Source organism: Micromonospora sp. WMMD708, from assembly GCF_049315245.1.
GTDB lineage: Bacteria > Actinomycetota > Actinomycetes > Mycobacteriales > Micromonosporaceae > Micromonospora > Micromonospora wenchangensis.
On record NZ_CP186060.1, the window covers coordinates 6,351,356 to 6,363,986 of the forward strand.

Consider the following 12,631-nt stretch of genomic DNA (forward strand, 5'->3'; position numbering starts at 1 on the left):
TTCCCTCTCCCGATCAGGCTGCCGATCAAAAGAGACCTTAGGAAGCATTTCACGACAAGGTCAAGATTGATCACAACTTGCAATGACATAACGGGAGCGAGACCGGCAAATCACCTCTGACAATCACCCAGAGTTGCGTACAGGATACGTCACACGGAGTTGATGAACGCCGGGGGTCTTCGTTTTCCCGCGTCCCACCCCGGTCGCCGCCGCCGGGTCGGGTGACAACGCCCCACACATCCATGTGCGACACTGGCCGTCACGGTACGAAACCGGTCACACACCGAACGGAAGGGTGGGCGATGGCCACCGCGGCGGCACCATCAGTGCTGATCGACGCGGTCGTCCGCGTCATGAGGAACCTGGCGATCCACCCGCTCGCCCTGGAGATCGACAGCACCGGGGCGTACGTGCTGGCCGCCATGCCCGCGAATGCGCTGCGGACCCGTAGCCGGGGCCCGTACCGGCCGGACGACCTGCCCCCCGAAGCCCTGGAGATGATCGACTGGCTCAGCCTGAAGCTGTCCGTCGATCCCCAGCCGGTCGACGTCACCGTCGAGGGCGGCGGACCCTGGCCCCGCCTGCTGCTGGAGCTGCCCGCCAAGCGGGTCACCGTGCGGTTCGTGGTGCCCGAGGACGCCCCACCCGGATACCAGCCGGAGTCCAACAACATCACGTTGTCGGGTGACGTGAACATCGCCCTGGAGTTCCTGGCCGGTTCCCTGCGCGCCCTGGGCGGTCGGCTGCGCGGCGAGCCACCGATCACCCTGACGCTGAGCTACCCCGACGATCCCCACTACGAACGCAACACCGCCGGGCTGCCGGCGGAGTTCCGGTATCTCGTCCCGCCGGTCGTGGCCGACCTCGCGGTCGACCGCAGCCGGTTCTCCCGCAAGCAGCGGGCCGCCCACGACGACGCGTTGCGCGCGGCGGCGTACGACGACCAGCCGATGGAGCCCGCGACAGGCCGCTGGCTCAGCACCGGGCTCAGCACCCGGCTCGGCTCGGCCCGGTTGCGGGTCAGCCCGTGAAGTCGTAGTCCCAGTCCAGCTCCCACCGCCGGATCGCCGGTCGGAGGTCCATCGACACCAGGCTCCGGCCGTCCGCCGTGAACGCCACGGACGTCACCGGCTCCGGATGACCGTCGCACGTGTGCACGCGTCGTCCCGTCCGCACGTCCCAGATGCGCAGCGTACGGTCCGCGTCGGCGGTCACCGCGTGTCGCCCGTCCGGGCTCACGTCGCACACCTTCGCCTCGGAGGCCAGTTCGCACAGCACCCGCCCGGTCGACGTCTCCCACACCGACACCACCCGCCGGTACGACCCGTCGTGCGCGGGGACGAGCCCGACCCGTCCGTCCCGGCTCAACGCCATCGTGTCGTCCCGGCTCGGCAGGGCGTACCGCCGCCGGCCGGTGTGCACGTCCCACGCGGTCAGCTCACCCGCCGAGTTGACCAGGAGTTGCCGTCCGTCCGGAGTGAACCGCAGCGTTGCCCGCCCGAACCCGACGGGGACCGTGAGCACCGGGCTGCCGGTGCCCGTACGCCACAGCCGGCACGTCCGGTCCTCCGCGCCGACCGATGCGGCGTACCGACCGTCGTCGCTGAGTCGGACCGACACCACCGGCCCCCGGTGCGCCACCATCGTGCGGCTCAGGTGGAACCGGTACAGGCTCCACAGGCACAGGTTCCCGTCGGCGTCACCGACGATCGCGTACCGGCCCGCGCCGTCCAGGTCGACCGCCCGCACCGCGCCGTGGTCGCCGTGCAGTTCCGCCTGCCGCCGGCCGGCCGTCAGGTCCCACAGGTGGGCGGTCCCGGCCCAGTCCGCGCTGACCGCGAGCCGGGCATCGGTGGACAGCACGAGGGTGTGCGCCTTGCCCGTCCGCTCCGGGAAGGTGTGCCGTTGCCGGCCGGTCGGCAGCTCCCACACCCGGATCAGGCCGTCGGCACCGCCGGTCACCGCCAGCTCGCCGTCGACGCTGAGCGCCGGCGCCAGCCCGGCCACGAAGGTGAATTCGCCGCCGCGCAGCTCGTAGCGCTGCCAGATGCCCAGTGGCGCGGTCCGCCGGCCCGCCGTCCGCCCCAACCGTTCCCACAGGTCCCGCAGCTCCGGGTGACGCTCGAACCCGACCAGGTCGCGGGCGGCCCGCAGTTCCCCGGCGGCGTCGGCCGTCCGGCCCTCCCGGTCGAGCGCCTCCGCACGGACGATCCGTTGCCGGACCTGTGCCTCGGCCGCCAGCACCGCCCGCGCCGCCAGCGGCCGCTCGTAGTTCCAGGGGGCACGCAGGTCGGGACGGGCCAGCCGGTGGAGCTGCAGCCCCCCGTACTCGTCCCCGGCCACGACCAGCGCGCCGTCGCCGCTGATCGCCACGCAGCTGAGCGAGAGGAGACCGGCGAACTCCGGACGCAGCCCGTCGGTACGCGTGGCGACGGTACGCAGGCAGCGGCCGGAAGCCGTCTCCCAGACCCGTAGCGGCTGGTCGGCGCTGCCGTACCCGATGGAGACCGCCCGTTCGCCGTCCCCGCTGAGCACGATCGCCGAGTGCCGGTTCACGTTGTTCGGCACCGGCCCCCGCACCCGGTTGGGCCTCGTCTCCCACAGGTGCGCCACCCGGGTCTGGTGCCCGATCAGCAGGGCGTACCTGCCGGACCCGCCCAACGCCACCTGGTCGACGCCGGTCATCCGCATGTCGGCGGACTTGACCAGGCGGTGCAGCCAACGCCCGGTGTCGACCTCCCAGACCACCACACTGCCGTCCCCGGGTGCCGCCGACACCGCCACCGCGCCGTCCTCGCTCAGACCCAGCACGGTGACCTCGGCGGGCTTCTCGTGGATCTCCGGCAGGATCCGGCCCGTCGCCGGGTCCAGCCGCTGGTAGGTGTCCGGCGGATGTTCCAGGGTTCGGCGCAGCCGCCCGTCCACCGTGTCCCGTATCTCGATCCGGCCGTCGTCGTACCCGATGGCGGCCGTGCCCGAGGCGGTGAGTGCCAGTGCGGTCACCGCCGCCCCCCGGTGGGAAGGCACCCGGACGCATCCGCCCCGCGCCAGGTCCCAGCACTCGACCCCGCCCCCCTTGCGGGCGGCGAGCGCGGCCCGGCCGTCCCGGTCGACCGTCAGGGCCGTGACCTCGGCACCGGCTGCGCCCGCACCGAGTTCGGTGCCCACCGGCGGCCCGGTCAGCGACCACGTCCGGAGGACGCCGTCCACGCCGCCGGTGACCGCCACCCGGCCGTTCCCGTCGACGGCGACGGCGGTCACCCGGCCGCGGTGGCCGGGCAGCCGCTGCGACCCGGGCTGCGTCCCGCGCCGGGCCAGGGCGGCGGTCACCTCGGTGACCTCGGGGCCGGCGGGCGCGGCGGCCAGCAGCGGCCGGGCCGCCTCGCCGTCCCCCCGTTCGGCGTGGACGAACCCCAGCAGGTGGTCGGCCCGCCAGTTCTCCCCGGCGATCTCCCGCGCCGCCAGCAGCTCCGCCAACACCTGTTCGTCGGTGATCCGGCCCTGCCGCCACCGGTACAGCGCCCAGTTGTAGACCGCGCCGGGATGGTGCGGGTCGAGGTCGACGGCGGAGCGCCACAGGTGTTCCGACTCCGCCGGCCGGTCGAGGTCGAGCAGTGAGAGCGCCTGGTTGGACAGGCTGCCGGCGAGCAGGCCCGCCGCCGACGGCGGCACCCGTGGATAGCGGACGCCGAGGACGTCGGCGTACGTCCCGGTGACCTCGGTGGCCAGGTCGGCGAGGCTGTGCGGGCGGGTCGACGGGTCGACGTCGAAGCACCGCCGGAGCAGGTCGACGATCCCCGGCGGCATCGGCTGCGCCCCCGGGCCGGTCTCCCCCGTCGCCAGGTATCCGGCGAAGGCCTCTCCCGCCGCCTGACCGTAGCGGCAGGGGCGGCGACCGGCGAACATCTCCCACACGCACAGCGCCCACGACCAGACGTCGGTGGCCCGGGTGAGGGTGACCCGTGCGCCGGCCGCCGCCTCGGCCTGCTCGGGCGAGCAGTAGGCGGGGGTCATGCCACCGAAACTCGCGGCCAGGCTGGCGTCCGTCCCGGTGCCGTCGGCCCCGTCGACTGCGGCGCGGGCCCCGGCCAGCCCGAAGTCGGTGACCTTCGCGGTCCAGTCGCCGTCGAGCCCGACCATGATGTTCGCGGGCTTGACGTCCTGGTGGACGAGGCCCTGCCGGTGGGCGTGGTCGATGCCCCACGCCGACTGCACCGCGAGGTCGAGCGCCCGGGCCAGGAACCCGCCGTCGGGGCCGTCCGGTCCCTCGTGCAGCCGCCCGCTGCGGACCAGGTGGTCCAGTGACCCGCCGGTGACCCACTCGGCGAACACGCAGGGCAGCCCGTCGACCCGGCGCACGTACGCGCAGCTGACCACGTGGGGGTGCAGGCCCAGCCCGACCCAGGTGCCCGCCTCGGATTCGAAGCGGGCCCGCCGCGCCTCGGTGGACAGTTGCTCGGGGCGCGGCACCTTGACGGCGAGTTCGGTGTCCCAGCCGGGGTGCCGCACCCGGTAGACCAGACCCATGCCACCGGCGAGGGGCGCGTCGAGCACTTCGTAGAGATCCAGAATCCGGTCCCCGGGACGCCACGGCATGGTTCGAGCCTGGCACCCCCCGGCACGCGGGACAACCATCGGTTGGTCGCGGACGGTAACCTCGGGGGTCGGGCCGCGTCGTCAGGGAGTGACCGTGAGTTTTCGTTACTACCTCTACGTCAGCGACGCCAAGGTGGACATGCTGCTGTCCCAGATCGACCCGGGTCACCAGCGCAGGCGGGCCGCCGAGTTCAGCGTGAACCTCACCGTCGTCGGGGTGAAGCGCAGCGTCGAGAACCCCGGCACCGACCGGTTGGCCCGCCTGGAACGGGTCACCCGCTACCTGGACGAGCACGCCGACGTCGGTTCCGTGGACGAGCCGGGGCAGTTCTTCCGGGGGTTGCTGCCGATGCGGTGGGGCATCGTCCCGACCACGGGCGAGCTGTCACTCGTCTACTTCGGTGGCCGCACCGACGACACCATCGTCGGCCTCGGCGGGTCACCGTTCCACCTCATCGGCGCGGCCCCGGCGGCCGAGTCCACCGTACGCGGGCTCGTGGGTTCGTCCACGATGCCGGCGCTGCTCGCCGGGCTCGTCGACGAGGAGGCCGAGCCGGTGGCAGGCCCCCCACCCGCCGGGGTGGATGACCCGGACGCGGCCGAGGTGGCGGCGCTGGCCTCGGTGCACCAGGCCGGCACCCGCCTGCGTGGGCCCACGCAGAACGTCGAGTTCATCGCCAAGCGGCTGCTCCACGGGCCCAGCCCGTACCCGGAACTCGACGGGCGGCCCGGCATGACCGTGCTGCTGGGCAGCCCGTTGTACGTGGCGCTGGTCGACTGACCGGGCGGCCGGGCGTGGGCACCGACGACCCCGGGGCCGGGCGACCCGCCGGGGCGGTGCCGGCTCCACCGACCGTCACGGTGACCGTCCGGGTCGGGTCCACCGTCGACACGTACGTCTTCGACCACCGCACCTCGGTCGTGGTGGGGCGGGCCGCCGACTGCGGGATCCGGGTCGACGACGGGCACCGACGGGTCTCCCGCCGGCACTGCCGGCTCGACATCGATCCGCCGCAGGTGTGGGTACGCGACCTCGGCAGCCGGCACGGCACCTGGCTCGACGGCCGGCCCGTCGACGACGGGCGGCTCCTGTCGGCCGGTGACGAGGTGTGGATCGGACGCGCGACGGTACGCGTCACCCTTTCCCACGACGGGACGCGGGCGTCCGCGGCGACCGGACCGGACCGGGGTCGGGCCCTACCGGCGATGGCGGCGGCCCCCGCGCCCGGGGTCCCCGGCCTCGACGGCTTCGCCGACCACCGGGTGCTGCGCGAGCTCGGGCGGGGCGGCCACGGTGTCGTCTACCTGGCCCGCCACGAGCCGTCCGGCCGGCTCGTCGCCCTGAAGACGCTGCTCGCCGACCGGGCGGTGGACCCTGCCGCGCGGGACGCCTTCCGCCGTGAGATCGCCTGCACCCGGGGGCTGCGGCACCCCAACATCGTCGCCCTGCACGGCAGCGGTACGGCCGCCGGCGCGTTCTTCCTCACCTGCGAGTACTGCCCGGGTGGCAGCGTCGCCGAGTTGGTGGCCCGACGCGGCGGCCGGCTCACGGTCGACGAGGCGCTACCGATCACGCTCGACGCGTTGGACGCGCTGGCCTACGCCCACCGGGCGGAACTCGCGGTCGTGCTGGCCGACGGCCGGACCCGGACCGCCCACGGCCTGGTGCACCGGGACGTCACCCCGCACAACCTCCTGCTCACCACCGGGCCCGCGGGGGAGGTCGTCACCAAGGTCGCCGACTTCGGGCTGGCGAAGGCGTTCGAGAAGGCGGGCCTGTCCGGGCACACCGGGACCGGTGCGACCGGCGGCAGCCTGGCCTTCCAGCCCCGCGCCCAACTCATCGACTACCGGTACGCCCGTCCGGAGGTGGACCTCTGGGCGGTCACCGCCTGTCTCTACTGGATGCTGACCGGGGCGACGCCCCGGGACTTCCCCGCCGGGGCCGACCCGGTCGCGGTGGTCCTGCGTACCCGGCCGGTGCCCGTGCGGCAGCGGGCCGGATCCGTGCCGCCACGGCTGGCCGGGGTGATCGACGCGATGCTCGTCGACCAGCCCCGGGTCACCGCGACGACGGCCACGGAACTGGCCGACGCGCTCCGGCAGGCTCGCTGAGGGCGGGCCGCGCCGGGGACCGGGCCCGTGACGGCCTGTCCCGCCGGCACCGGGCCACCCGGTCCGGCGGACGGCGGACGACCCGGTCCGGCGGACGGCGGGCGGGTGGGTCCGGGTCACTGCCGGGTCCGGGGCGGTGAGCTGCCCGGACGGGGCAGGCTAGCCTCTGCCGGCATGTCAGCATTCGGCAACTCGCCCAACGTCCTGTTCGCGACGACCGTGACGGCGACCCGGCGACTGTCGCCCGGGTTCGTCCGGGTGACGCTCGGCGACGAGCGGCTGCGGGAGATGGCCCCGTACCAGCTCGACCAGCGGATCAAGATCATGCTACCGGTCGACGGCGGCTACCCGGCCGAACTGCGGGCGGGGCTGCCCGAACAGACGTGGCGACGCGAGTGGCGGGCCATTCACGGCGGTGTGCGCCCGAGGCTGCGCAGCTACACCGCGTACCGGACCCGGCCGACGGCGGGCGAGCTGGACCTGGACTTCTACCTGCACCAGCCGCACGGCCCGGCGAGCGGCTGGGCGGCGGCGGCCCGGCCGGGTGACCGGCTGCTCCTGTCGGGCCCGCACGTGGCGGCCGGCCAACCCGGGTACGGCGTGCAGTGGGAACCGGGGCCGGCGACGCGGGTGCTGATCGCGGCGGACGAGACGGCGTACCCGGCGGTGCGCGGCATCCTGTCCGGCCTCGGCCCGGGGGTGCGGGCGACGGTCCTGCTGGAGGCGGGCGACGCGGCGGATGCCGCCCCCCTCGACGACGTGACCGCCGGCCACCGGGTCGAGGTCCGGCTGCGGGGCGATGCCCGGGGCGGGACGACACTGACCGGGCTGGTGGCCGACTGGCTGGCCGGCCACGGCCGGGCGGCGGCGACCGCGGGGACGGACTTCTACGCCTGGACAGCTACGGAGAGTAGTCAGATTGCCATGGTGCGTCGGCTCTTCACCGAGGCGAACGTTGATCTACAGCAGGTGCACACCCAGGGCTACTGGCACGACCGGCCGGCCCGTGACGAGATCGATGATTAGGTAATGCTAACCTAAACATCGCCGTGAGTAATCACTGTCAGTAGCCAGACGGGAACCTGCACCATGCGCACGCCGACCCCTCGAACAATCCGCCGACGACTCCTCGCCCTCACCGTCGCCTCGGCGGCGGTGCTCGCCGTGGCCGCCTGCGGCTCCGACGACTCCGACCCGGCGGGCAGCGTCGGCGACACCAGAACCGTCGAGCACGCACGCGGCAAGACCGCCGTGCCCAACAAGCCGACCCGGGTCGTCGTCCTCGAACCGGTCCAGCTCGACACCGCCATCGCCCTGGAGATCACCCCGGTCGGCGCGGCCGTGCTCAACGAGGCCGCCGGCGTGCCCAGGTACCTCGGCGACAAGGCCGCCGGCATCACCACCGTCGGCACCGTCCAGGAACCCAACGTGCAGAAGATCGCGGCCCTCAAGCCCGACCTGATCATCGGCACCGAGTCCCGGCACTCCGCGCTCTACCAGCAGCTCACCGACGTCGCCCCGACCGTGTTCATGGCGTCCCAGGCCGACCCGTGGCAGGACAACGTGAAGTTCACCGCCACCACGCTCGGCGGCGCGGACTCCGCCGACAAGCTCCTCACCGGCTTCCAGCAGCGGTGCGCGGACATCGCCAGGAAGTTCGGCACCGCCGGGAAGACCGCGCAGCTCATCCGCCCCCGCGACGGCGTCCTCACCCTCTACGGGCCCACCTCGTTCGCCGGCAGCGCCCTGGAGTGCGTCGGCTTCACCACCCCCGAGCGCGACTGGGAGGACTCCATCTCGGTCGACGTCTCCCCGGAACGGGTGCTGGAGGCCAAGGCCGACCACGTCTTCGTCACCACCGTCGACGTCAACGACCGCAGCACCATCCCCGCCTCGGTCACCGCCAACGCCGCCGCCTTCCCCCGCCTGCACCTCGTCGACCAGTCGTTCTGGATCACCGGGGTCGGCACGGTCGGCGGGAAGGTCGTCCTCGACGACCTCGAACGCATCCTCACCGCGTCGAGTTGACCGCCACCACACCCGCCCGCGCGGTACGGCCGGACACCGGCCGTACCGCGCGTCGCCGTACCACCCGGCGGTGGCTGGCCGGCGCGGTCGTCGTACTCGTGGGGTCGCTGGTGTTGTCGGTCTTCGTGGGCGCGAACCCGGTGCCCCCGGCGGACGTCTGGGCGGCGCTGCGGGGCACGGGCAGCGACACCGCGCAGTACGTCGTCTGGGGGCAGCGCCTGCCGCGTACCCTCGCCGGGCTGCTCGTCGGGGCCGGGCTCGGCGTCGCGGGCGCGCTGATGCAGGCGTTCACCCGCAACGCGCTCGCGGAACCGGGCATCCTCGGCGTCAACGCCGGAGCCGCCGCGTTCGTCGCCGCCGGCATCGCCTTCTTCGGGATCACCTCGCCGGCCGGCTACATGTGGCTCGCCCTGCTCGGCGCGCTCCTGGTCGCCGTCGCCGTGTACGCCGTCGGCGGCGCCGCCGACCTGCGGGCCACCCCGACCCGGCTGCTGGTGACCGGGGTGGCGACCGGTGCCGTGCTCGCCGGCCTGACCACCGGGATCACCCTCACCCACCCCGACACCTTCGACCGGATGCGCGGCTGGAACGCCGGCAGCCTGCTCGAACGCGACACCGCCGTGGTGCTGCCGGTGCTGCCGCTGATTGTGGCCGGGCTGCTCGCCGCGCTGGTCGCGGCCCGCAGCCTCAACGCGCTCGCGCTCGGCCCCGACCTGGCCGCCGCCCAGGGCGTCAGCCTGGTCCGGACCCGACTGCTCGTGCTCGGCGCGGTGACCCTGCTCGCCGGTGGGGCGAGCGCCATCGCCGGCCCCATCTCGTTCGTCGGGCTCGTGGTGCCGCACCTGGTGCGCTGGGGCGTCGGCACCGACCAGCGCCGCATCCTCGCCGGGTCGCTGCTGGCCGGCGGGATGCTGGTGCTGCTGGCCGACGTGCTCGGCCGGATCGCCGTGCTGCCCAGCGAGATGCCCGTCGGCATCGTCACCGCGTTCGTCGGCGCGCCCATGCTGATCGCGCTGGCCCGACGCCGACGGGCAACCGCGCTGTGAACCGGCCGGTCCGCCGCACCGCCGGGGGTCGCCGGCTGATGCTCGGCACCGACCACCGGCACGTGACCGTCGGCGTACGCGAAGCCGCCGTCTGCGCCGCCGCCGCGCTCGTCGTCGCGGCGCTGGCGGTGACCGGCCTTTGGCTGGGTGACTTCCCGCTGCGCCTCGACGAGGTGCTCGGCGTGCTCGGCGGCCGGATCGACGGGCTGACCCGCACCGTCGTGCTGGAGTGGCGGCTGCCCCGCATCGCCGCCGCCGTCGTCTTCGGCGCGGCCCTCGGCGTCGCCGGGGCGATCTTCCAGACCATCACCCGCAACCCGCTGGCCAGCCCGGACATCATCGGCCTGGCGAACGGCTCGTTCACCGGCATGTTGATCGCCCTGCTGCTGCTCGGCGGCGGCTGGCACCTGCTGATGCTCGGCTCGCTCGCCGGTGGCCTGCTCGCGGCGCTGGCGATCTACCTGCTCGCCTACCGGGACGGGCTCTCCGGGTTCCGGTTCATCGTCGTCGGGGTCGGCGTCTCGTCGATGCTCGCCGCCACCAACACCTGGCTGCTGCTGCGCGCCGACCTGGAGACGGCGCTGTTCGCCGCCGCCTGGGGCGCCGGCTCGCTCAACACCGCCACCGCCGACGTGGTCTGGCCGGCCGCCGCGATCATCCTGGTGCTGCTGGCCGTTACCCCACTGTGGGCGGCGGCCCTGGCCCAGCTCGAACTGGGCGACGACGTCGCCGCCGCCAGCGGAGTCGCGGTCGACCGCGACCGCGCCGTCCTCGTGGTCATCGCGGTCGTCCTGGTCAGCGCCGTCACCACCGTCGCCGGCCCGATCTCCTTCGTCGCCCTGGCCGCCCCGCAGATCGCCCGCCGGCTCGTCCGGGCGCCGGGCCTGCCGCTCGCCGCCACCGCCGGGGTCGGGGCGCTGCTGCTGCTCGGCGCCGACCTGATCGCCCAGCACGTGATCCCGCTGACCGTGCCGGTGGGGGTGGTCACGGTCACCCTCGGCGGCGCGTACCTGCTCTGGCTGCTCGTCCACGAGATCAGGAGGACCCGATGGTCGACCAGCTGACCGCGCGGCTGCGGGCCGAGAACGTCACCCTCCGGTACGACCAGCGCACCGTCAGCGCCGACCTGTCGTTCGCCGTGCCCGACGGCTCGTTCACCGTGCTCATCGGGCCCAACGCGTGCGGCAAGTCGACGCTGCTGCGGGCGCTGTCCGGGCTGCTCCGCCCCGCCGGGGGCCGGGTCACGCTCGACGGAGCGGACCTGGTCGACCTGCCGGCGAAGGAACGCGCCCGCCGGCTCGCGCTGCTGCCGCAGACCATGACCGCGCCCGAGGGGATCACCGTGCGCGAACTGGTCGGCCGGGGCCGTTACGCCCACCAGCGGGTGCTGCGCCGCTTCTCCCACGCCGACGAGGAGGCCGTCGAGTCGGCGCTCGACTCCACCGGCACCACCGACCTGGCCGACCGGCGGGTCGACGAACTCTCCGGCGGGCAACGCCAGCGCGCCTGGATCGCCATGGTGCTCGCCCAGGAGACGCCGCTCGTCCTGCTCGACGAACCCACCACCTACCTGGACGTGGCACACCAGATCGACGTGCTCAACGTGCTGCACCGCCTGGTCACCCGGGGACGCACCGTGGTGGCCGTGCTGCACGACCTCAACCACGCCGCCCGGTACGCCACCCACCTGGTGGCGATGCGCGACGGCCGGATCGTGGCCGAGGGCGACCCCGCCTCGACGGTCGACGCCGGGCTCGTCGCCGAGGTGTTCGGGATGTCGAACCAGGTCGTCCCCGACCCGGTCACCGGGGCGCCGATGGTCGTACCGGCCGACACCCGGGAACCGGCCGCCGGGTGAGGTGGGCGACGGGAGCCCGGCCGTCGGGGCCGCCCGCAGGCGTACCCGACCGGGAGGGCGTGGTCGGGTAACCTGTGGGCGAACGGGCCGCTAGCTCAATGGCAGAGCTGAGGACTTTTAATCCTTAGGTTCAGGGTTCGAGTCCCTGGCGGCCCACCGACCGATGTTATCCAACCCTCGACCTGCGCTTCTCGGTTCGCATGCCGCCTCAAGGTATAGCCTGAGCTATAGTTGGCTCATGCCTCACGGCCCCGCCCATCGCTGGGCGATCAGAACGACAGGCGATGTCCGCGACTGGTTGCGCTCGCTTCGTCAGACCGATCCGGCAACGTACCGGTCGGTCAACGTAGCGATCGACATGCTCGCGGAGACCGGTCCGGGCCTGGGGCGTCCGTTGGTCGACACACTCAGAGGTTCGAACATCGGCAATCTGAAGGAGCTGCGACCAAGGTCCGGGCGGGACGTCGCCATCCGGGTTCTGTTCGTCTTCGATCCCTGGTCGCAGGCGGTGCTGTTGGTGGCCGGCAACAAGGCCGGCGACTGGTCTCGATGGTATGAGGAAGCGATCCCGGTCGCCGAGGTCGCGTACGAGGGCTGGCTCGCCTTTGAGAGGAAGCGGAGGGAGGGCTGATGAGCGACTTCCATAACTGGGACGACATCCGTGCCGACTTGCACGACGGGGACGACGACGCGCTCGATGTGGAGCGCGCCCGCACCGAGGCGTGGGTCAGCGCGTTCCACCTGGCCGAGGAGCGCAAGCGTCTCGGGCTCACCCAGCGGGAGGTTGCCGAGTTGATGGGGGTCACGCCCGGTCGGGTCAGCCAGATCGAGAACGGCGACTTGGAGGCCAACGAGGTCGCGACCCTGAGCCGGTACGCGCGGGCGCTAGGCGCCCGGATGAGGATCATCTTTGACTACGGCAGCGATCTCCGTCAGATCGCCTGATCCTGCGCCGCCGGGCCGACGAGCCGCGCTCCCGACCTGCGCA

Annotated in this window: 11 protein-coding genes and 1 tRNA gene; 11 read left to right on the forward strand and 1 reads right to left on the reverse strand. The window is 73.4% G+C overall.

What is annotated here, in order from left to right; genetic code table 11:
• The first annotated feature begins 302 nt into the window (after positions 1-302).
• The gene (locus ACN260_RS28065; RefSeq protein WP_422753805.1) at positions 303-1,031 is read left to right on the forward strand and encodes a hypothetical protein; all 729 of its coding nucleotides are present in this window, start codon (positions 303-305) and stop codon (positions 1,029-1,031) included.
• Here the strand turns inward: ACN260_RS28065 and ACN260_RS28070 are convergent.
• Complete coding sequence (locus tag ACN260_RS28070; protein ID WP_422753806.1) at positions 1,021-4,596, reverse strand: protein kinase domain-containing protein; 3,576 nt, start codon at positions 4,594-4,596, stop codon at positions 1,021-1,023. The two genes, ACN260_RS28065 and ACN260_RS28070, sit on opposite strands and share 11 nt — an antisense overlap.
• 94 nt (positions 4,597-4,690) lie before the next feature.
• Between ACN260_RS28070 and ACN260_RS28075 the strand changes: the two genes are divergently transcribed.
• The 10 genes from ACN260_RS28075 to ACN260_RS28120 all read left to right on the forward strand — a co-directional run bounded on the left by ACN260_RS28075 (position 4,691) and on the right by ACN260_RS28120 (position 12,588).
• Positions 4,691-5,377 (forward strand): DUF7019 family protein, encoded by a 687-nt coding sequence (locus ACN260_RS28075; RefSeq protein WP_422753807.1) that lies wholly within the window; start codon positions 4,691-4,693, stop codon positions 5,375-5,377.
• 14 nt (positions 5,378-5,391) lie between these two features.
• The gene (locus tag ACN260_RS28080; RefSeq protein WP_422753808.1) at positions 5,392-6,711 is read left to right on the forward strand and encodes a protein kinase domain-containing protein; all 1,320 of its coding nucleotides are present in this window, start codon (positions 5,392-5,394) and stop codon (positions 6,709-6,711) included.
• A 174-nt stretch (positions 6,712-6,885) separates the two neighbouring features.
• The gene (locus tag ACN260_RS28085; RefSeq protein ID WP_422753809.1) at positions 6,886-7,737 is read left to right on the forward strand and encodes a siderophore-interacting protein; all 852 of its coding nucleotides are present in this window, start codon (positions 6,886-6,888) and stop codon (positions 7,735-7,737) included.
• A 63-nt stretch (positions 7,738-7,800) separates the two neighbouring features.
• Complete coding sequence (locus ACN260_RS28090) at positions 7,801-8,739, forward strand: ABC transporter substrate-binding protein (protein ID WP_422753810.1); 939 nt, start codon at positions 7,801-7,803, stop codon at positions 8,737-8,739.
• The gene (locus tag ACN260_RS28095; RefSeq protein ID WP_422753811.1) at positions 8,736-9,785 is read left to right on the forward strand and encodes a FecCD family ABC transporter permease; all 1,050 of its coding nucleotides are present in this window, start codon (positions 8,736-8,738) and stop codon (positions 9,783-9,785) included. Before ACN260_RS28090 ends, ACN260_RS28095 begins: the two co-directional genes overlap by 4 nt.
• Complete coding sequence (locus tag ACN260_RS28100; protein WP_422753812.1) at positions 9,782-10,849, forward strand: FecCD family ABC transporter permease; 1,068 nt, start codon at positions 9,782-9,784, stop codon at positions 10,847-10,849. The genes ACN260_RS28095 and ACN260_RS28100 overlap by 4 nt, the downstream gene beginning before the upstream one ends.
• The gene (locus ACN260_RS28105; protein WP_422756853.1) at positions 10,846-11,643 is read left to right on the forward strand and encodes an ABC transporter ATP-binding protein; all 798 of its coding nucleotides are present in this window, start codon (positions 10,846-10,848) and stop codon (positions 11,641-11,643) included. The genes ACN260_RS28100 and ACN260_RS28105 overlap by 4 nt, the downstream gene beginning before the upstream one ends.
• A gap of 84 nt (positions 11,644-11,727) precedes the next feature.
• Positions 11,728-11,799: transfer RNA gene (locus ACN260_RS28110), tRNA-Lys, on the forward strand.
• 82 nt (positions 11,800-11,881) lie between these two features.
• Entirely contained in the window at positions 11,882-12,274 is a 393-nt protein-coding gene (locus tag ACN260_RS28115; protein ID WP_422753813.1) for a type II toxin-antitoxin system RelE/ParE family toxin, read from the forward strand.
• On the forward strand, positions 12,274-12,588 hold the full coding sequence (locus ACN260_RS28120; RefSeq protein ID WP_422753814.1) for a helix-turn-helix domain-containing protein: 315 nt from the start codon (positions 12,274-12,276) through the stop codon (positions 12,586-12,588). The genes ACN260_RS28115 and ACN260_RS28120 overlap by 1 nt, the downstream gene beginning before the upstream one ends.
• The last annotated feature ends 43 nt before the right edge of the window (positions 12,589-12,631 follow it).

What these genes read in the sequence shown, in the direction of transcription:
- ACN260_RS28065 (WP_422753805.1), top strand. Translation starts at nt 303, where the DNA reads ATGGCCACCGCGGCGGCACCATCAGTGCTGATCGACGCGGTCGTCCGC.
- ACN260_RS28070 (WP_422753806.1), bottom strand. Translation starts at nt 4,596, where the DNA reads ATGCCGTGGCGTCCCGGGGACCGGATTCTGGATCTCTACGAAGTGCTC.
- ACN260_RS28085 (WP_422753809.1), top strand. Translation starts at nt 6,886, where the DNA reads ATGTCAGCATTCGGCAACTCGCCCAACGTCCTGTTCGCGACGACCGTG.
- ACN260_RS28090 (WP_422753810.1), top strand. Translation starts at nt 7,801, where the DNA reads ATGCGCACGCCGACCCCTCGAACAATCCGCCGACGACTCCTCGCCCTC.
- ACN260_RS28115 (WP_422753813.1), top strand. Translation starts at nt 11,882, where the DNA reads ATGCCTCACGGCCCCGCCCATCGCTGGGCGATCAGAACGACAGGCGAT.
- ACN260_RS28120 (WP_422753814.1), top strand. Translation starts at nt 12,274, where the DNA reads ATGAGCGACTTCCATAACTGGGACGACATCCGTGCCGACTTGCACGAC.